20 protein-coding genes are annotated in these 17,970 nt (G+C 57.3%); 7 read left to right on the top strand and 13 right to left on the bottom strand.

Going from position 1 to position 17,970, the window contains the following annotated elements; all coding sequences use genetic code 11:
- Positions 1–9: 9 nt before the first annotated feature.
- Positions 10–1,263 carry a LysM peptidoglycan-binding domain-containing protein gene (locus AC2FHW_RS03825; RefSeq protein ID WP_271947741.1) on the bottom strand — a complete coding sequence of 418 codons (1,254 nt, stop codon included), beginning with the start codon at positions 1,261–1,263 and terminating at the stop codon, positions 10–12.
- 126 nt (positions 1,264–1,389) lie between these two features.
- On the opposite strand from AC2FHW_RS03825, the gene AC2FHW_RS03820 reads away from it, so the two are divergent.
- Positions 1,390–1,953 carry an LOG family protein gene (locus AC2FHW_RS03820; protein WP_281994432.1) on the top strand — a complete coding sequence of 188 codons (564 nt, stop codon included), beginning with the start codon at positions 1,390–1,392 and terminating at the stop codon, positions 1,951–1,953.
- A 36-nt stretch (positions 1,954–1,989) separates the two neighbouring features.
- On the opposite strand, the gene AC2FHW_RS03815 is transcribed toward AC2FHW_RS03820, so the two are convergent.
- From AC2FHW_RS03815 to AC2FHW_RS03805, 3 genes are all read right to left on the bottom strand, one after another.
- Positions 1,990–2,442, bottom strand: coding sequence for a host attachment family protein (locus AC2FHW_RS03815; RefSeq protein WP_496677878.1), 453 nt, complete (start codon positions 2,440–2,442; stop codon positions 1,990–1,992).
- A gap of 209 nt (positions 2,443–2,651) precedes the next feature.
- Positions 2,652–3,533 (bottom strand): metallophosphoesterase, encoded by an 882-nt coding sequence (locus AC2FHW_RS03810; protein WP_246097120.1) that lies wholly within the window; start codon positions 3,531–3,533, stop codon positions 2,652–2,654.
- A 4-nt stretch (positions 3,534–3,537) separates the two neighbouring features.
- Positions 3,538–4,137, bottom strand: coding sequence for a superoxide dismutase (locus AC2FHW_RS03805; RefSeq protein WP_142633050.1), 600 nt, complete (start codon positions 4,135–4,137; stop codon positions 3,538–3,540).
- Positions 4,138–4,239: 102 nt separating this feature from the next.
- Here AC2FHW_RS03805 and AC2FHW_RS03800 point away from each other — a divergent pair, with 102 nt between their 5' ends.
- Positions 4,240–5,001, top strand: a complete 762-nt coding sequence (locus AC2FHW_RS03800) for an FkbM family methyltransferase (protein ID WP_142633048.1) — start codon at positions 4,240–4,242, stop codon at positions 4,999–5,001.
- A 100-nt stretch (positions 5,002–5,101) separates the two neighbouring features.
- A complete protein-coding gene (locus AC2FHW_RS03795) occupies positions 5,102–5,497 on the top strand; it encodes a hypothetical protein (protein ID WP_142633046.1) in 396 nt (131 codons plus the stop codon).
- A gap of 60 nt (positions 5,498–5,557) precedes the next feature.
- Here AC2FHW_RS03795 and AC2FHW_RS03790 read toward each other — a convergent pair whose 3' ends face one another.
- From AC2FHW_RS03790 to AC2FHW_RS03775, 4 genes are all read right to left on the bottom strand, one after another.
- Positions 5,558–6,124, bottom strand: coding sequence for a sarcosine oxidase subunit gamma (locus AC2FHW_RS03790; protein WP_496821448.1), 567 nt, complete (start codon positions 6,122–6,124; stop codon positions 5,558–5,560).
- The gene (locus AC2FHW_RS03785; RefSeq protein WP_271947760.1) at positions 6,117–9,131 is read right to left on the bottom strand and encodes a sarcosine oxidase subunit alpha family protein; all 3,015 of its coding nucleotides are present in this window, start codon (positions 9,129–9,131) and stop codon (positions 6,117–6,119) included. Before AC2FHW_RS03785 ends, AC2FHW_RS03790 begins: the two co-directional genes overlap by 8 nt.
- Before the next feature lie 43 nt (positions 9,132–9,174).
- The gene (locus AC2FHW_RS03780) at positions 9,175–9,504 is read right to left on the bottom strand and encodes a sarcosine oxidase subunit delta (RefSeq protein ID WP_142633040.1); all 330 of its coding nucleotides are present in this window, start codon (positions 9,502–9,504) and stop codon (positions 9,175–9,177) included.
- A gap of 88 nt (positions 9,505–9,592) precedes the next feature.
- Positions 9,593–10,837 (bottom strand): sarcosine oxidase subunit beta family protein, encoded by a 1,245-nt coding sequence (locus AC2FHW_RS03775; protein WP_271947765.1) that lies wholly within the window; start codon positions 10,835–10,837, stop codon positions 9,593–9,595.
- A 195-nt stretch (positions 10,838–11,032) separates the two neighbouring features.
- On the opposite strand from AC2FHW_RS03775, the gene ccmI reads away from it, so the two are divergent.
- From ccmI to AC2FHW_RS03760, 3 genes are read left to right on the top strand one after another with little or no spacing between them, the layout of a single operon-like run.
- A complete protein-coding gene (gene ccmI, locus AC2FHW_RS03770; RefSeq protein ID WP_271947770.1) occupies positions 11,033–12,256 on the top strand; it encodes a c-type cytochrome biogenesis protein CcmI in 1,224 nt (407 codons plus the stop codon).
- Positions 12,253–12,717: a Holliday junction resolvase RuvX gene (gene ruvX, locus AC2FHW_RS03765; RefSeq protein WP_271947775.1), complete on the top strand. Its 465-nt coding sequence runs from the start codon at positions 12,253–12,255 to the stop codon at positions 12,715–12,717. Before ccmI ends, ruvX begins: the two co-directional genes overlap by 4 nt.
- A gap of 16 nt (positions 12,718–12,733) precedes the next feature.
- Positions 12,734–12,967 (top strand): DUF1289 domain-containing protein, encoded by a 234-nt coding sequence (locus tag AC2FHW_RS03760; protein ID WP_142633031.1) that lies wholly within the window; start codon positions 12,734–12,736, stop codon positions 12,965–12,967.
- A 257-nt stretch (positions 12,968–13,224) separates the two neighbouring features.
- On the opposite strand, the gene AC2FHW_RS03755 is transcribed toward AC2FHW_RS03760, so the two are convergent.
- The 5 genes from AC2FHW_RS03755 to AC2FHW_RS03735 all read right to left on the bottom strand — a co-directional run bounded on the left by AC2FHW_RS03755 (position 13,225) and on the right by AC2FHW_RS03735 (position 17,364).
- Complete coding sequence (locus AC2FHW_RS03755) at positions 13,225–13,953, bottom strand: SpoIIAA family protein (protein WP_142633029.1); 729 nt, start codon at positions 13,951–13,953, stop codon at positions 13,225–13,227.
- Positions 13,954–13,988: 35 nt separating this feature from the next.
- Positions 13,989–14,744: a phytanoyl-CoA dioxygenase family protein gene (locus AC2FHW_RS03750; protein ID WP_271947778.1), complete on the bottom strand. Its 756-nt coding sequence runs from the start codon at positions 14,742–14,744 to the stop codon at positions 13,989–13,991.
- Between the two features lie 23 nt (positions 14,745–14,767).
- Positions 14,768–15,592, bottom strand: a complete 825-nt coding sequence (locus AC2FHW_RS03745) for a sulfite exporter TauE/SafE family protein (protein WP_271947781.1) — start codon at positions 15,590–15,592, stop codon at positions 14,768–14,770.
- A gap of 38 nt (positions 15,593–15,630) precedes the next feature.
- A complete protein-coding gene (gene dusA, locus AC2FHW_RS03740; protein ID WP_496688516.1) occupies positions 15,631–16,626 on the bottom strand; it encodes a tRNA dihydrouridine(20/20a) synthase DusA in 996 nt (331 codons plus the stop codon).
- Positions 16,627–16,752: 126 nt separating this feature from the next.
- Positions 16,753–17,364 carry a TetR/AcrR family transcriptional regulator gene (locus AC2FHW_RS03735; protein ID WP_271947834.1) on the bottom strand — a complete coding sequence of 204 codons (612 nt, stop codon included), beginning with the start codon at positions 17,362–17,364 and terminating at the stop codon, positions 16,753–16,755.
- Positions 17,365–17,502: 138 nt separating this feature from the next.
- On the opposite strand from AC2FHW_RS03735, the gene AC2FHW_RS03730 reads away from it, so the two are divergent.
- Positions 17,503–17,967: a (2Fe-2S)-binding protein gene (locus AC2FHW_RS03730; protein ID WP_271947838.1), complete on the top strand. Its 465-nt coding sequence runs from the start codon at positions 17,503–17,505 to the stop codon at positions 17,965–17,967.
- The last annotated feature ends 3 nt before the right edge of the window (positions 17,968–17,970 follow it).

The following is a 17,970-nucleotide window of genomic DNA, read 5'->3' as shown; positions in this document are numbered from 1 at the left end:
GGTACAGGATTATTCCGGAATGGTGAATACCTGCCCCGGATAGATCAGATCCGGGTCGCGGATCGCGCCTCGGTTGGCCTCGAACAGTTTGACATACAAGACACCATCGCCAAATCGTTCCCGAGAGATAGCCCAAAGCGTATCACCCTTTTGTACTGTAACCGAACGGATGGCCGGTGTTTCCTGAGAGGGTGCAGGCCCATCGTCCACTTCGGCCACGCTCAGAACTTCTAGAGGCTCACGCTTGAACGGGGTTTCCAGACGGCTTTTAACCGTGCCGTCCGAGGCAACCTCATCCACACGCAGCGTATACACACCGGGATCAATGCCTTCGATCTCGCTGCGCCATTTTCCATCATCCGTGGGCTGCATATCGGCGACCAGTTGGTTGTCCAGGTACACGCGTACCGCGGAACCATCAGCCACGCGGCCGGTCAGCTCGACCTCACCCGTGTCTGAATACCCGATCGTATCCAACGCAACCTGATCAGGTTCGGTGCTCTGAGGCGTCGCAGGTTGGACAAGCTCGACCCCGTCTTCCCCCGATCGCAGGATCGCAACCTGTTGTCCTTGCGTGGAATCTGTCGTTTCTTCGGAAGATGTGTCGTCGGTTTGAGCGACCTGCCCCGCCTCGGTTTCGTCGCCGCCTGCGGATTCGTCGGCTGCGGTGGTTTCTGCAGTATCGACCGATGCGACCTCTGGTTCAGGTTCGGGCAATGCCGCAATCAGATAGTCATCAGAGCGTACAGGTTGATCGACCCCATCGGTTTCCAGCGTCAGACCGCGTGCGGCGGTGGAAAACGGAATGGACACGAATTCTGCAAACTGGCCGCTGTCATCAACGGTAAAGCTGTGAACTGCCTCACCGCCCAGCAATACCCGCACCTTGGCGCCGGGTTCTGCATTTCCGGACAGAACAGCATTCCCGTCAGGCTCAACAAAGATCTGATCCAGGACCGGAGGTGCAACTTCGGCAACATCCGCTACCGGTTCAGCAGTTTCGTCCGCCCCTTCTGTCGACGCCTCGGCTTCTATCGTATCCGTATCCGTATCGTCGGTCTGCGGGGCATCCCCTGTGTCGGAAGCTACAGAGGTGTTCTCTGACGCATCCTCCGCCACATCTGTTTGCGGCGCTGGGTCCAGAGGTGTGCGATCAAACGCGCCGGAAAAATACGCGCCGCCTGCGCCTAACAGAACCAGCAAACCGGCGATCACCCCCCAGGTGAAAGATCCGGAGCCTTCGCTACCCGAATTGGAATCCATACTCTTCCTTTCACTCCGCAGCGCAAATGCCTTATCTGCAACGCAATCTGCCTGACGGTTGAGCCAATCTATCAATACCGCTATCACGGGTCAAAACCCCAGATACAACCCCGGAGAACCCTCCCGATGTCTCAGAAATCCGTCTGTGTGTATTGCGGGTCACGCAATGGCGCCCAAACCAGCTATTCCGACGCCGCCCGGTCCTTTGGCCAGCTTCTGGCGCAGGAGGACTGGCGGCTGGTCTATGGTGCTGGCGATGTGGGCCTGATGGGCGAAGTTGCGCGCGCAGCGCAATCCGCCGGAGGCGACACATTCGGCGTAATTCCCGTTCACCTGTTAAAGCGCGAGGTCGGCAAGACCGACCTGACCCGTTTCGTGATTACCGAAACGATGCACGAGCGGAAAAAGGTCATGATCATGAACGCCGATGCTGTGGTCGTCCTACCGGGTGGTCCGGGTTCACTGGACGAATTGTTCGAAGCCCTGACATGGCGACAGTTGGGTCTGCACGACAAACCCATTCTGGTCATGAATGTTGATGGATATTGGGATGCCCTTCATGATCTTGTGCAGCAGGTCATCGGCCAGGGATTTGCGGACACATCTCTGGCCGATTTCATAACGTGGGTCGACAGCCCGGAAACGGCTATGTCGACACTGAGGGCGATGCTGGTCCCGCATAAGGGCTAGTCGGGCAGTATGGTCCGTCCGCAGATCGCCGGATACTCAACTGGCTGGTTTTAGACGGCTGATCAGAACCTGTTCCACTTTGTTCAGCGGGTGGTTGGTCAGGGTCTTATCAACCTCGGCCACCACTTTCCTTAAGACTTCGCTGTGCAGGCGGCGACGCAGAAGGCCCAGAACATGGGGGCTGGCGACCAAAACCAGGCTTTTATATGCGCCCTTCAAACCTTTGCGATTCAACAGATTCGCCACATCCTGCACGAACAGAGACTTGGCCTGCGATTTCCACTTGGGTTCTTCAACGGCAGATTTCTGATTGGGCCCATTGTCAGAGCGCCGCCCTGCCCGATCCGAAGGCCTGGCACCTGGGCCATCGCTTTCTTCGACCGCGACAACCACCAGATTGGGGTCTTCGGCATCCGTGATATTCTCCATGAACAGCGCCTTTTCCCCGTCGGCGATGACAATCCATGTTCCCTGCGTTAATGCGACCATTGTGATCTCCTGATTTGGTTTTTCTGAGACCATCCCTCATCTTTCAGGCACGGCTAACCATTTGCGCAGCTTTGTTTTTCGCCGCGCCGCCTGTGTTTTTTGCAAGTGATTTGCGGCTCTCTCCTCCGCTCCCTTTAAGGTAGGCACTGCGCGCCATCTTACAATCCGGCCGGGCACCGAAACTGCCGCTATAGGCGGGTTTTCACCGGTCAGGAGAACAGTTCGATGACCGTAATTTCGGGCGTTACACCAAAACGCACGGGCAGGATCGAACATCCGATACCCCCGGACACGACCAGATCACGATTGCCTTCGCGCACGTGACCATAGGCATAGCGATTGCCGAATTTCGAGGGCACCACCGGCGACCAGCCAAACAGCCGTACCTGCCCTCCATGAGTATGACCTGACAGGGTCAGGGCCACGCGATCAGGAACTTTGGGGAAGATATCCGGTTCATGCGCCATCATCACCACCGGGGCATCATCCGTGATCTGCCCAAGCGTCGCAGGCAGGTCATCCAGCCCTTGGTATCGACCATTGCCCGTATAAATCGCCAACTGATCTTCGAGGCCTGCAAGCCAAATCCCGGCACCATCCAGTTTGAAGGCCTCGTTTGAAAGCACCCGGATACCATTCCGTCTCAGCGCATCGCCGTACAGATTCGGCCCGCCCCTGCGCTTTTGGGCTGACCGGTCATCCCACCAATCGTGATTTCCCAGAACCGCATAGACACCATGCTTTGCCTGCAACCCGGACAACACCGGCGCCAGATCGGCAATTTTAACCGGTTGTAAATTTATCCTGTGCCCGGCGGCATAGTCACCCAACAGCAGGATAAGGTCAGGTGACAGAGCGTTTGTGCGCCGAACGATCTGCTGGACTCTTTTCAACCCCACATAGGGCTCACCAACATGCAGATCAGCCAGCACCGCGATCCGCAGCGGCGGTGCGGTCCAGTCCGCGCGCCGGATCCGCCACTTACGAACACGCAGGCGCAGCGCGGGTTCGATGAAGAAACCATACGTGGCAGCAAAAAGGCCTGCCAGCATCACTGCCAGCAGGCCCTTTATGAACCCTCTACGGGTCACTGGATCACATCCGCGAAGCGACGTTTTCCCAGTTCACCAGATTGTCGAGGAAGTTCGACAGGTACACCGGACGCTTGTTGCGGAAGTCGATGTAATAGGAATGCTCCCACACGTCGCAACCCAACAGAGCAGTCTGACCAAAGCACAGCGGGTTCACGCCGTTTTCGGTCTTGGTCACGGCCAGCGAACCGTCCGCATTCTTGACCAGCCACGCCCAGCCCGAGCCGAACTGACCGGCACCAGCTGCGCTGAACTGCGACTTGAACTCGTCAACCGAGCCAAAGCATTCGACCAGCGCCTTTTCCAGCTCGCCAGGCATGGCGTTGTCGCCGGGGCCCATCATCTCCCAGAACTGGTTGTGGTTCCAAAGCTGACTGATGTTGTTGAAGATGCCGTTTTGCGCGACGGCATTTGCGTCGTAGGTGCCGGTGATGATCTCTTCCAGCGACTTGCCGTCCCACTCGGTACCGGCGATCAGCTTGTTGCCGTTGTCGACATAGGCCTTGTGGTGCAGGTCGTGGTGAAATTCCAATGTTTCGGCGGACATGCCCTTGGCTGCCAGCGCGTCGTGTGCATAAGGAAGATCAGGAAGTTCAAAAGCCATCTCGGCCCCCTGTTGAAAATGAATGTTGCGGTTTCCAAAGGTTAAATGCTTTGGCAAGTGCCGCAGGTCAAGGGCAGAGATCATAAAACCCGGAGGTCCGCGATGCTAACTCAGGCGCGCAAGATGTTTTACCGCGCCCGCGGATACTATGCGGGCAGCCTGAATGGCGAGCCTTTCCGGCTGGATCCCTACCACTCGAAGTTCTGGCGCAAGGCCTCGGCCGGCGCGTGGGAGCCCGAGACTTTTGCCGTGCTGGATAGATATCTAACGCCGGACAGCGACTTTCTGGACATCGGGGCATGGATCGGCCCAACGGTGCTGTACGGTGCCCGCAAAGCCCGCCACGTATGGTGTTTCGAACCGGACCCTACCGCGTTTCGGCATCTGGCGTGGAATCTGGACCTGAACGACATTCGCAATGTTTCGGCATTTGGCGTCGCATTGTCGGATCAATTCGGCGTGGCCCGTATGGCATCCGTTCGCGGTGAACCCGGGGATTCCACCAGTTCACTGTTGCATGACGGGGTGCATGGGACAGATGCATTGACCATCGAGTGGGATCAGTTCGAGGCCGTAAATGACCTATCGGGTGTATCTCTGGTCAAAATGGATATTGAGGGGGCAGAATTCGCGGTTCTACCGAGCCTTCTGCCCTTCCTGAAAAAGCATCGCCCGGCCCTGTATCTTTCGCTCCACTCGCCCCTTCTTGCCGAGGAAGACAGGCTTACGCGGACATCTCAACTCCTAGAAAGCCTTTCATTCTACACCGAAATTCAAGACGAAAACGGGCACCCACTAAAGGTCGAAGAATTGCTGCAACCTCAAGAGTTGAAGCGGTATCGCGCCGTTGTGTTGCATGAATAGAATGTGCAGAATTTTTTTCGTGCATTAGTTGCATATGCGCTTGAAACTCTCGCGTTGTTTGGTGTCTTCCCTTCTGGATAGACCGAGTAAACGAGGAACCATGAAATACCTTTTCTTAGCATCCATTTTTACCGTTTTTGCACAGGCAGCGGCGGCTGAAACAATTACTTACGATTGTGCCGTTCGCGACCGCGACGGAACCGGGTGGGTCGCGCCCCGCTATATCTTTGTTATTGATAAGGACGGCGTTAGTGCGCAAACAGCCAGCGGGCACAACGAAATGCAGTCCGCTAAGCTGAAAATTGATAGAAAGAAGCGTTACAAGCTGGATTGGCGCGTTGAGTTGACAGAGTTTGGCGGCCAAAAAGTCCGGGTAAATTACACGGCCCGCATTGACCCTTCTGACAATACCGTGAAACTGAGAGGCAACTGGGTGAATGCCAACTTTGTCAACAAGCCTTCAGGGCAAGGCAAATGCAAAGTGATCGATGGTTAAGCTTCGGTTAAACCGCAAAAGCCCCGGAAAATCCGGGGCTTTTTTTCCTAGCTTCGAAACCTAATAAACCCCGACCTCACTGCCCGGCTGCGCTGCGACCTTCAACAGTTTGAACACGTAGTCTGCGGTTGACCGGAAGCAGACGACGCGGAGAGTTTCGGCGTCATCCATCCAGAACGCACCGGCAACCTGCGCCAAGCGCGAGCGGCGGATTTGGCCGGGTTGGAAGGCATCAGCCGACAGATCTACCGGGGCCAGTTTGCCCAGAACTTCGCGAGCGTTCGCGCCCGAGATGCTGAACACCGCGCGGGCATCCGAGACGTTGACCGCCAGGGCATGCACACCGCTCAGCGCGTTGGTCATCGCGGCCAGTTTGGCCTCGACCTCGGCATATGGGACAAGCACAAGCAATTCGTCGGTGGACATCCAGCAAACACCGCAGTCTCCGTCGACAAATGCCTCGCGCTGGCCGGGTACTTTCTGACCGGTGGCGTCTTTGACGGCCTTGGCCAGAACCTTGTCGGACAGGTCGCCGCGCAGGGTGATCATGCCCTGCAGGCCGCATTCTTCAACCTTGGCGATGCCCTCATAGCTGGCGTGGTTCAGTGCGCTGATGGGTTCAGACATTCTGCTTCTCCCCGTCCTTGTCGAAGAAGATCGGATCCACGATCTTTGCTTTGTAGGATTTGCCATCGGTGCCCGGGAACTCGACAATCTCGCCCATGCGGTCAGGACCATGCTTGATCAAGCCCATGGCGATACCTTTGCCCAGGTTGGCTGAATAATAGGTTGAGGTCACACGACCGATCATGTTGCGCTGACCGTTGGCGTTGACGCCCTCTCCCACTGCGTAAGCCCCATCCGGGATGACAGAACCATCCACAGTCTCAAGACCCACCAGTTTCCAACGCTCGGGATCGGCCATATGGCTGCGCAAATGGGCACGTTTGCCGAGGTAATCCTCTTTCTTTTTCGACAGCGCCCAGTGCAGGCCCAGATCCTGCGGGATCACGGTTCCGTCGGTTTCGTCGCCGATCATGATAAAGCCCTTCTCGGCCCGAAGGATGTGCAGACATTCGGTGCCATAGGGCATCACGCCGAATTCCTTGCCTGCCTCTGTCAGCGCATCCCAGAAGGCCTGCCCTTGGGATGCAGGGACGGCGATCTCGTACGACAGCTCACCCGAGAACGAGATGCGATAAGCCCGGCAATCAAAGTCGCCGATCTTGCCATCGCGCCACTCCATGAAGGGCAGCGCCTCTTTCGACACATCCATGCCGCCGAGCTTTTCAAGCACCTTGCGGGCGTTGGGGCCAACAACGGCGACCTGCGCATATTGCTCGGTCACGTTGGCAACATAGACTTTCCAGTCCCACCATTCGGTTTGCAGCCATTCTTCCATGTGACCGTGGATACGTTCAGCCCCGCCGGTGGTGGTGTGGCACAACCATGTGTCTTCGTCGATCCTAGCAACAACACCGTCGTCGATCAGAAAGCCATTCTCGGAACACATCAGGCCATAGCGGCATTTGCCGACCTTCAGAGTAGACATCATGTTGGTGTACATCATGTCCAGGAACTTGCCTGCGTCCGGCCCTTTGACGATCAGCTTGCCCAAGGTCGAGGCATCCAGCAGGCCGAGGTTCTCGCGGGTGTTTTTCACCTCACGGTTCACGGCGTCATGCACGGATTCACCCGGACGAACATAGGCATAAGTCCGGCGCCAGTGGCCGACCGGCTCCCAATCGGCGCCGTTCTTGTCGTGCCAGTTATGCATCGGAGTCTGGCGGATTGGCTGGAACACCTCACCACGTGCCTCACCGCCGATAGATGCCATTGAAATTGGGGTGTAAGGCGGGCGGAACGTTGTTGTTCCAACCTTCGGGATTTCGGAGTCCAACGCATCAGCTAGGATCGCCAATCCGTTGATGTTACTCAGTTTACCCTGATCGGTTGCCATGCCCAGAGTGGTGTAACGCTTGGTATGTTCAACGCTCTCATACCCCTCACGCGCGGCAAGTTGCACGTCCGAAACTTTGACGTCGTTTTGGAAGTCCAGCCAGGACTTCATCCGCAGTTGAATATCCGCGTTCGCAGGCATCAACCAGACCGCAGCCATAGGTGCCTCGGACGTAGCTTCCCCGACAGGCGCTTTGGTGCGTTTGGTTTTGAATCCAGCCGCTTTGGCTGCGGCCTTACCGGCTGCATCGGCATCGGCCAGCACATCGCCCAGCGCCATCGGGCCATTCGATGCCCCGGCGGCTACGACGAACCCTTCGCCATCGGCCCCAAGCGGGGGTCGCGCAGGATCCGGCCGGAAATGCGCATTGGCATCGTCCCAGATCAGCTTGCCGCCGCAGTGCGACCACATATGCACGACCGGAGACCAACCGCCCGACATCGCAACCGCATCGCATTCCACCTCTTCACGGGCGCCACCGATGCCGTCCTGATTGCAGATGGCAACTTTCTTGACGCGTTTGCCGCCTTTGACTTTGGCAATAGCCTTGCCCACATCGACGCGGATACCCAGTTGGCGCGCCTCTTCAGCCAGAGGGCCCGAGGTAGCCCTTGCGTCAACCACACGCAAGATATCCACACCGGCCTGTTTCAAGGTGATCGCAGTCCGGTAGGCGTCGTCATTATTGGTGGCCACAATCACCTTTTCACCGGGTGTCACACCCCAGTTCACGACATAGTCCCGCATGGCCGAGGCCAGCATGACACCCGGCACATCATTACCCGCAAAAGACAACGGACGCTCAATCGCTCCGGTAGCAGTCACGACCTGTTTCGCCCGAATACGCCACAGGCGATGGCGCGGGCCTTGTGCGCCAGGCTTATGGTCCGTCAGGCGTTCATAGCCCAGCACATAGCCGTGGTCATAGACCCCTGCACCCATGCAGCGATTGCGCAAGATGACGTTGTCCATTGTTTCAAGTTCGGAAACAATTTGTTCCACGAACTTATCCACAGGCTCATCATTGATTGTGCCGCCATCAACTGGGGCACGGCCACCCCAATGCGCGGTCTGCTCAATCAACATGACCTTTGCACCGGACTGAGCGGCCACTTTGGCAGCCTGCAAACCGGCCACGCCGCCACCGATCACCAACACATCGACGAAGTTGTAGAAATGCTCATAGGTATCCGCATCACGGCTGTCCTTGTCGGGGGCTTTGCCCAGACCGGCAGATTGGCGGATGAACGGCTCGTAGACATGTTTCCAGAACGGCTTGGGATGAATGAACATCTTGTAATAGAAGCCAGCCGGCAAGAACCGCGACAGGTGCGTATTGATCGCACCGATATCAAATTCCAGGTTCGGCCAGTGGTTCTGAGAGATTGAGGTCAGACCGTTGAACAGCTCGGTCGTGGTGGCGCGCTGGTTCGGCTCGAACCGATTGCCCTGCCCCAGACCGACCAGAGCGTTGGGTTCTTCCGCACCACTGGCGACAACACCACGTGGGCGGTGATACTTGAACGACCGGCCCATCATCATCTGATCATTAGCCAGCAAGGCCGAGGCAAGCGTGTCGCCTTCGTAGCCCTGCATCGAAGTGCCGTTGAAGGAGAATGTGACCTGTTTCGACCGGTCAATCAGCCGGCCTTGATTTGCGAGACGGGTGCTCATGATGCGGACCTTTCGCAGGCGGAATTACGGGTGGTGGTGCGGATCATTTGTATTCTCTCCACGTCCAGCCAGGGCGCTTGGCGGTGATCGCCTCGCGAATTTCTTTGGGCGGCTCAAACACCTGGGCAGAGTAGGTGCCGAAAACTTCGAGCGTTTGCGTGCAGCGCGCCGCGTGGAACCACTTGCCGCATCCATTCGCATGGCGCCAGCGTTCGAAATGAACGCCTTTAGGGTTTTCACGCATGAACAGGTAATCGTGGAAATCACCATCTGATGAGCCCGGACCGAAACGCTTCAGATGCGCCTCGCCACCGGCGGCCAGTTCGGTTTCTTCGGCATCGACACCGCAATAGGGGCAATTCAGGATCAGCATATGTTCATCCTCTCGGCAGCAGGCGAGACCATGCTGCATGCGAAATCTAAGTAACGGGTGCGCGAGATTTTTCGCCGAAAAATCTCCATCAGTGCGCCACCCCGGCCGCGACGCTTTCGTCGATGAAGCGGCCTTCTTTGAAACGATCCAACGAGAACGCCTCGGTCAGCGGTGAATGACCCGTGGCCATCAGCTGTGCCATGCCCCAGCCGGACCCTGGAATGGCTTTGAAGCCACCGGTGCCCCAGCCACCGTTGATGAAACAGTTCCCAAGCGGTGTTTTCGACAGGATCGGAGACCGGTCACCGGTCATGTCCACGATCCCGCCCCATTGCCGCAGCATTTTCAGGCGTGAGATCATCGGGAAGGTCTCGACCAGCGCGCGCACAGTTTCTTCGATATGGTGGAAGCTGCCGCGTTGGGTGTAGTTGTTGAACCCGTCGGTGCCGCCACCGATCACCATCTCTCCCTTGTCGGATTGCGACATGTAGCCATGCACCGTGTTGGCCATCACGACCACGTCCATGCAGGGTTTGATCGGCTCAGACACCAGCGCCTGCAGAGCAATCGCCTCAAGCGGCAGACGGAAGCCCGCCATTTCGGCCAGTTGACCGGAATGGCCCGCAACCACGATGCCCAGCTTGTCACAGTCGATCGCACCTTTGGTGGTGTCGACACCGACAACACGACCATCCTGTGACCGAACCCCGGTCACTTCGCATTGCTGGATGATATCCATGCCCATGGCGGAACAAGCGCGCGCATAGCCCCAAGCCACCGCATCGTGACGGGCGGTGCCACCGCGTTCCTGCCACAGCGCACCCAGAACCGGATAGCGCGGGCCTTCGAGATTGATGATTGGCACCAGTTCCTTGACCCGTTCAGGTGTGATCCATTCAGTCTTTACACCCTGCAGCGCATTCGCATGAGCCGTGCGCTGATAGCCGCGGATTTCATGCTGGGTCTGCGCCAGCATCATCACGCCGCGCGGGCTGAACATGACGTTATAATTCAGGTCCTGGCTCAGATCCTCATAAAGGCTGCGCGCCTTTTCATAGATCGCGGCAGACGGATCCTGCAGATAGTTCGAGCGGATGATGGTTGTGTTCCGACCGGTATTACCACCGCCCAACCAGCCTTTTTCGATCACAGCGACATTCTGGATGCCATAGTTCTTACCCAGGTAATAGGCGGTTGCCAGACCATGGCCACCCGCCCCCACAATGATGGCGTCATAGCGTTTCTTGGGCTCGGGCGAACGCCAGGCGCGTTCCCATCCGGTATGATAGCGCAGCGCTTCGCGCGCCACAGCAAAGGCTGAATAGTGTTTCATAAGCGAATCCATCCGGTTCGGTGATTGGCGCAGGTATGCCGCGTAACCGCCTTTGGCCCCTGCCGTGCAACGCCATAATATCGCACTATTGCGACATCGCCCTTATTATTGCGACATGAAGCCCCCTCGCGGCCATTTGTCCCTTTTTTCCGCCCCGCCACAGGTCTAAGTCAGGACAGCCATCTTGGAGTTATCATGACCTTCTGGGCCCTCATCATAGCCACCGCCGTCCTGATAGCGGTTTTTCTTGGGATTTCGATACTGCGTAGGCGAGATACGCGCGAACCATCCACTGCGTATGACTTGCAGGTCTATCGTGAACAGTTGGCCAGCGTAGATCGAGACCTGGCCCGTGGTGTCATCGCTGACGCAGATGCCGAGCGAGTTCGCACGGAAATTTCACGCCGCATTCTTGCGGCTGATGCGCAGATGCAATCTTTGTCTGAACCGCAAGGGCCTTCCAAATGGATCTCGGTTACGGCATCCATATTTGTCGCGGCCATCCTGGTTGGCGGAGGATCCTGGATTTATCTGAAGCTTGGTGCAGCCGGGCTCCCCGATCAGCCCCTGTCATTGCGGCTAGAAATGGCCGATGCTCTGCGCACAGAGCGCCCCAGTCAGGCCGAGGCAGAAGCCGCCACGCCACCCGCACCACTGCCACAGCTTGACGAAAGCTATGCCTCTCTTCTCGGGCAACTTCGCGAAACCGTTTCCGGTCGTCCTGATGACCTACAAGGACATATCCTTCTTGCCCAGCACGAGGCGAACGCAGGTAACTTCCATGCCGCCTACAAAGCGCAGCAACGTGTGATCGAACTGTCTGGGAACACGGCACCCGCAGATGCCTATTCGCATCTTGCCGAGATGATGATCCTTGCTACCAACGGATATATCTCGCCCGAAGCTGAAGACGCATTGAAACAGTCATTGCAGCGTGATCCACGCCACGGTCCGGCCTTGTATTACCTGGGACAGATGATGGTACAGGTCGGACGACCTGATATCGGTTACAGGATCTGGGTGGATGCACTTGGAAGCGCGCCGACAAATGCCCCCTGGGCAACGGCCATTCGCGCACAGATGGACGATCTGGCCTTTCGTGCGGGTGTGTTCAATGCCGCCCCTATGCCAGCAGGGAACCCAGGCCCCGGTGAGGATGACATCGAGGCCGCTGCATCTCTGACCGCACAAGAGCGCCAAGAGATGATCCTTGGCATGGTCGAGCAACTGTCAGACAGGCTTGCAACCGAAGGCGGCTCCCCCGAAGAATGGGCCCGGCTGATCGGTGCCCTTGGGGTGGTTGGCGACATCGACCGGGCCACCGCGATCTACGCCGAAGCCCAATCCGTATTCTCGGACAATGACAACGCACTGGATATCCTTGGTGCGGCAGCAGCTCAGGCTGGGGTGACCCGATGATCCATGACATTTTTGAGGAGTTTGCAGGCTCGCTTGCGCCTATGAGCGCGTTGATCGGTCTTGATCTGGGAGAAAAGACTATCGGGGTTGCAGTCTCGGACCGGATGCGCGGTGTTGCTAGCCCGCTGGAGACCGTAAGGCGCAAGAAATTCACTCTGGATTCTGCCCGTCTGCTGGAAATCATAGCCGACCGTGAGATCGGGGGCATCCTACTGGGTCTGCCGAAAAACATGGATGGTAGCGAAGGGCCACGCTGCCAGTCCACCCGTGCCTTTGCCCGAAACCTGTCCCGTTTGACCGAAGTTCCGATCGGGTTCTGGGACGAACGGCTCAGCACGGTTGCGGCAGAAAAGGCACTGCTTGAGGCGGATACGACACGAAAGCGTCGCGGACAGGTTATCGACCACGTCGCGGCAGGCTATATTCTGCAAGGCGCGCTGGACAGAATGCGCTTTCTTTAAGGATCGGAAAACGCTGATGTCGAACATGGTTTGGAAAAGGAACGAGGTCGAAAGCCCGTGCATCCAGATCTGCGTTGTGCACCCGACCGAGCGTATTTGTACCGGTTGCTACCGCACGATCGACGAAATCTCTCGCTGGTCAAAAATGGACAGCTCTGAGCGCGCCGATATCATGGCAGACCTACCGTCTCGCAAACCGCTGCTTGCCAAACGGCGCGGCGGCCGGGCGGGGCGGCTCAACAAGGCCTGAGATTTCCACAAAAGGATGTGATTGCTGAATCTGCACCGCTGCGGGCTGGTCTGAACTACGAGGGGGTCAAGTTCGTTGACAGCTGGTGAGTGAGTGGCAACCCACAGCGGCGCGTTTCAACAATCGATCCTCTGCAGTGGTTCGGCAGAGGAGTTCGATCTGTGTACGTCTTTTTTGACCAATCGATCAAGAAAAATCCTCGCTGATATTTCTGTGCCCTGACGTAAATGTCACAGCAGGCTCAAGCCGCTGCGTTTCTACCCAGACGCAAGCCATGTTTTGGCGTTCTGAATTTCCTCGGCGGGAAAGAACTGAGTGCGTGTGCCAAGGATGTGGCTGGCCACCCGTTGGGCCAGATGTTGCCAGGCTTTGTCGCCAACAACCGCTGCCCGATCCAGATTACCAATATGCCCCCGGGCCAGCCGAAAATGCGAGGCAAGCGCCGTAAGGCCTTGCCATCCGTCAAACTTGGACAGATCAATCAGCAGGCGAAACCCCTGTTTCTCCTGCAAAATGTAGTCCAGATCGGTTTCGGCCTTTTTGAATTCGTCAGGGTCGAGTTTTCCCATCAGGCTGACCTGCACGCAGGGGCCGCCCAGATCCATAACGTGAATAGAGCCCAGAGATTCGCGCAACCATCGGCGCGCTTCTTCTATATTAGCGTGATCGAATACCTGCACAGGGCAAGGGAAAAGCGGAGCCGCAAGCCGGATACTGGTCTGAACCCAACCCTGATCCGCCACCACTCCAATTCGGTCAAAGCCGCGCCAGTGGCTGAGGCCCAATTTTGTATCCGACCAAACCGCATTCAGATCGTACCCTTTGAACTCTGGCTGCACGATCGCCAACAACCGCACTGTATCGTGTTCGGCCAGTGCGGCCTCAATCGCCGGGATCAATGTTGTGGAATAGTCCGTACCTGTCACTTCGCCGGAAAGCTCGATTTCAATCAATGCTCCGTCAGAGTTTTTGTGGACAGCAATCATCAAAAAATCCTCCAAATCTGTATAATGACAGAACGTTAGGAGGATTTGATCCATTCGGCCACACCGCCAGCGCATTCAGGCCGAAAATAGGCGATCATCCGGCCATCCGACCCAGCCTCAGCCCCGCTGCCCCATGGCGCTACCCCGTGCAGGCAGTGGCGGTGCAGCAGATAGGCCTCGCCCGGACGTGCGGGCAGTACGATGCGACGGCAAGTATCAAAGACCTCACGACGGGCAGCCTGATAAACATCTGTTATGTCCACCTGATCCAGAGTGTCCGGGCGCTTGTCTTCAAGTGCATCCGCAAATGCAGCCTGCATGATCTTGTGGCTACCTTCCCAAAGAACCATCGGGGACGCATTCGCGCTGGCATCGGTCAATGGAATGCCCAGAATCCACGCATGCGGTTCCTCGACCCTGCGGCGCCTGTCCGGGCCGGACGGGCGTAAACCATCCACATGGGCCGCATCCCGCTTTGCTCGATACTGGGCAGCAGCCTCGCCCTCTCCGCGTCGGGGCAACGGGTAGCCGGGGTAAATGACCGAGACCTGGGCTTTGTGCAATGGCAACGACCCATAACGCGACACTATGAAATCCATGACGGCCCCGGTCAGAACCGGGGACCCCTGGACCCTGCCCTCGGTGTCGTTGTTCAGCGCGTCGACCCCAATGAACCAGGTCCCTTCACAGTCCAGCCATTGCGCGAATTCCGGATCCGCCGCAGCAGCGCGTGCTGCGGGCAGCGCATAAGATATCCAGTCCAGAATAGCCCGGTCTTGGGGAAATTTCACCCAACCCTTTTCCTCGAAAGAACTCAAAAACCCAACGCCTTGCGCAACATATTCAGGGCGACCAGAGTCAGGAAGACCGCGAATATCCGCTTGAGCGGCTTTGGATCCATCGCATGGGCTAACGTTACGCCCCAAGGCGCAGTGATCATGGTCATGGCGACCACAATCCCAAAGGCAATCAGATTGACGGCGCCGATGGTAAAGGGCGGGCGGTGTTCAGGGGCAATTTCGAGAAACAGGAACCCCATGACCGAGGGCACAGCGATGATCACGCCAAACCCGGCCGCCGTGGCGACAGCCCGGTGAATTGGCGTGTTGAACAAGCTCATTAACGGCACGCCAAAGCTGCCGCCGCCGATACCCATCAGAACGGATAGGAAGCCGACCGAGGGCGACAGGAGAGCGCGTATCAGGCCCTTGGGCATGGCGTCTCCAAGCCGCCATTCGGATTTACCCAGACCAAGATAGGCGCCAATCACCATACCCAATACACCGAACAGGGCTTGCAATGCCTCGGTCCGAAGAGCGGATGCCACCATCACGCCCAACACCGCACCGATAGCGATGCCCGGACCCCAACTGCGCAGGATATCCCAATCAACGGCACCCTTTTTGTTATGTGCCAGAACCGACCGCAGTGAGGTTACGATAATCGTTGCCAGTGAGGTGGCGAGGCACAGCTGCATCAACTGCGGGCCGCCATACCCAAGGGTCTGAAACGCATAGAAAAAAGCAGGGACCAGCACGATGCCTCCGCCGACACCCAACAGACCCGCCAAAACGCCTGCCAGCGCTCCGATCACCAGCAGAAGAACCAGCATCTGAGCAAGCAACATTACTTCGGGCATCATTCCCCCCAACCGACCTTTTGCCGTATTGCCACCATTCAGGCCTCGGTCAGAGGCGCGACATGATCCAGTGCCTGCAACATAACCTCGGGGCCCGCCCCGTCATGCACCGCACCTTCAGACAGGGTCCGTCGCCAAGCCCGCGCACCCGGCCGTCCTGCGAACAGGCCAAGCATATGTCGCGTAATCTGGTGCAAGCGCCCTCCGCCAGCAAGATGGCATTCGATATAAGGCACCATTTTCCGGACAACAGCAAACGGGTCGGCGGCCTGACCGACCCCAAAAATCACAGGATCCGCTGTGGACAGAACATCTGACGGCTGATGATACGCAGCCCGCCCGATCATCACACCATCCAGCCCTGCATCCAGATGCCCGCGCGCCTGTTCCAGATCAGCAATGCCACCATTTATAGAGATGTGCATATCCGGGAATTCCGCCTTCATCCGATGCACGAGATCATAATCCAAAGGCGGTATATCCCGGTTTTCCTTGGGGCTGAGCCCTTGCAGCCAGGCTTTGCGCGCGTGAATTGTGACCCGAGAGCATCCCGCTTGCCTGATCTGGCTCAGAAACTCAGGCAAAATGTCTTCGGGCTGTTGGTCGTCGACTCCAATGCGGCATTTGACCGTGACATCTACGTCCACGGCTTCGCGCATTGCGGCAACACAATCCGCAACGCGGTCAGGGGATTTCATCAGCACCGCACCAAAAGTGCCAGATTGCACTCGATCAGACGGGCAGCCACAATTCAGATTGATCTCATCATAACCAGCATCCGCCCCCAACCGGGCCGCTTGTGCCAATTCCTGAGGGTTCGACCCGCCCAGTTGCAGGGCCACGGGATGCTCCTGCGGGTTGTGGTCCAGCAAATGCAGCGCACCACCCCGAACTAACGCAGGCGCTGTTACCATTTCAGTGTACAGCAGCGCCTCGGTGCTCAGCAACCGATGCAGATAGCGACAATGCCTGTCCGTCCAATCCATCATAGGGGCGACGCTCAGGCGTGCGGCTTGTCTTACCTTGTCATTCAATGCTGAGTCCTCGTCGCACCCGGTATCCAATCAGACGGATCGAAACCGCAAATTCCTGCCCATCGAATCGGGCAGCCCGGGGTTTAGCATATTCGAAAGGGGCCGTCCTTGTGTCTGCCAACCGCGTTACCGATTGTCGACACCGTACCGGCAAATCATCATTTCGACGCTGCGCTGAATGGTATCAGACATTTCGTCCTGACTAAGTACGGTCCCGCAAAAAACCATGGGCCAGAATGCCCTGCTCTTGATCAATCCGATGAATTCACGACCCGCGATGTCGGGGTTATCGATGCGTAGCTGACCATCCTCTGCCGCATCTTTAAGCATGGCCGAGAAGATGGCAGTTTTGTCCAATTTGCCCTGCGCGGCGACCGCAAGGTCGGGATTGCGCAAGGTTTCGCTGATCACCATACGCGACATCGCCATCACCTCGGGTGACATCAGAATGCGCCCCTCGGCCCAAGCCAAATCTGTCAGTTGCGCGCGGATATCTCTGCCCTTTTCATATCTGATATCCTGAACCTTAGAGAAGCGGTTCGACAGCTCAACCACGATCGAGCGGAACAGGTTTTCCTTACTTTCGAAATACTTGTACAATGTACGTTTGGACACCTCGGCCCGGGCCGAGATCCGATCCATACTGGCCGCCGAAAATCCCTTTTCCTGGAATTCGGCCACGGCAGCCTCGATGATCTGGGCATGCTTTGATGCTTTCGGTGCGCTGAGATCATTCATGCTTCAAAGCTATAGACCCTTTGACATGAGCCGGTCAAACGTAAGGTAAACTCTCGGGTTTACACTCCTCCCTCGCCTAAATAGAGTAAACCCATGAGTTTACTAATTCAGGTAGCCAGCCCAACAGGAGACCCCCCAATGGCTTTAACATTGAAACTGAACGGCCAGACCCACACGGTCGAGGCCGAGCCCGGCACACCCCTGCTGTGGGTGATCCGGGACGAACTGAAGATGACAGGAACCAAATTCGGCTGCGGTGTCGCATCCTGCGGGGCCTGCACTGTGCATCTGGACGGAGAGCCGGTGCGCTCGTGCCAGACGTATATCGAGGATGTTGAAGATGCCGAAATCACCACGATTGAAGTCGTGGGCGACAATGATATCGGCGCTGCTGTTCAGCAGGCCTGGGTCGAACTGGACGTGGTTCAATGCGGCTATTGCCAGTCGGGTCAGGTGATGTCGGCGGTCGGGTTGCTGTCCGAGAATCCAAAGCCCAGCGTTGAAGAAATCGATGACTACATGTCTGGCAACGCTTGTCGCTGTGCCACCTATCAACGCATCCGCGCCGGTATCCAACGCGCATCCGAAATTCTGGAGGCCTGATCC

The sequence above is a fragment of the Ruegeria sp. YTSA108 genome, from assembly GCF_059610185.1.
This window is presented reverse-complemented; position numbering and strand designations above follow the sequence as displayed.

What these genes read in the sequence shown, in the direction of transcription:
- AC2FHW_RS03825 (WP_271947741.1), bottom strand. Translation starts at nt 1,263, where the DNA reads ATGGATTCCAATTCGGGTAGCGAAGGCTCCGGATCTTTCACCTGGGGG.
- AC2FHW_RS03820 (WP_281994432.1), top strand. Translation starts at nt 1,390, where the DNA reads ATGTCTCAGAAATCCGTCTGTGTGTATTGCGGGTCACGCAATGGCGCC.
- AC2FHW_RS03815 (WP_496677878.1), bottom strand. Translation starts at nt 2,442, where the DNA reads ATGGTCGCATTAACGCAGGGAACATGGATTGTCATCGCCGACGGGGAA.
- AC2FHW_RS03805 (WP_142633050.1), bottom strand. Translation starts at nt 4,137, where the DNA reads ATGGCTTTTGAACTTCCTGATCTTCCTTATGCACACGACGCGCTGGCA.
- AC2FHW_RS03800 (WP_142633048.1), top strand. Translation starts at nt 4,240, where the DNA reads ATGCTAACTCAGGCGCGCAAGATGTTTTACCGCGCCCGCGGATACTAT.
- AC2FHW_RS03795 (WP_142633046.1), top strand. Translation starts at nt 5,102, where the DNA reads ATGAAATACCTTTTCTTAGCATCCATTTTTACCGTTTTTGCACAGGCA.
- AC2FHW_RS03790 (WP_496821448.1), bottom strand. Translation starts at nt 6,124, where the DNA reads ATGTCTGAACCCATCAGCGCACTGAACCACGCCAGCTATGAGGGCATC.
- AC2FHW_RS03785 (WP_271947760.1), bottom strand. Translation starts at nt 9,131, where the DNA reads ATGAGCACCCGTCTCGCAAATCAAGGCCGGCTGATTGACCGGTCGAAA.
- AC2FHW_RS03780 (WP_142633040.1), bottom strand. Translation starts at nt 9,504, where the DNA reads ATGCTGATCCTGAATTGCCCCTATTGCGGTGTCGATGCCGAAGAAACC.
- AC2FHW_RS03775 (WP_271947765.1), bottom strand. Translation starts at nt 10,837, where the DNA reads ATGAAACACTATTCAGCCTTTGCTGTGGCGCGCGAAGCGCTGCGCTAT.
- ccmI (WP_271947770.1), top strand. Translation starts at nt 11,033, where the DNA reads ATGACCTTCTGGGCCCTCATCATAGCCACCGCCGTCCTGATAGCGGTT.
- ruvX (WP_271947775.1), top strand. Translation starts at nt 12,253, where the DNA reads ATGATCCATGACATTTTTGAGGAGTTTGCAGGCTCGCTTGCGCCTATG.
- AC2FHW_RS03760 (WP_142633031.1), top strand. Translation starts at nt 12,734, where the DNA reads ATGTCGAACATGGTTTGGAAAAGGAACGAGGTCGAAAGCCCGTGCATC.
- AC2FHW_RS03755 (WP_142633029.1), bottom strand. Translation starts at nt 13,953, where the DNA reads ATGATTGCTGTCCACAAAAACTCTGACGGAGCATTGATTGAAATCGAG.
- AC2FHW_RS03745 (WP_271947781.1), bottom strand. Translation starts at nt 15,592, where the DNA reads ATGCCCGAAGTAATGTTGCTTGCTCAGATGCTGGTTCTTCTGCTGGTG.
- AC2FHW_RS03735 (WP_271947834.1), bottom strand. Translation starts at nt 17,364, where the DNA reads ATGAATGATCTCAGCGCACCGAAAGCATCAAAGCATGCCCAGATCATC.
- AC2FHW_RS03730 (WP_271947838.1), top strand. Translation starts at nt 17,503, where the DNA reads ATGGCTTTAACATTGAAACTGAACGGCCAGACCCACACGGTCGAGGCC.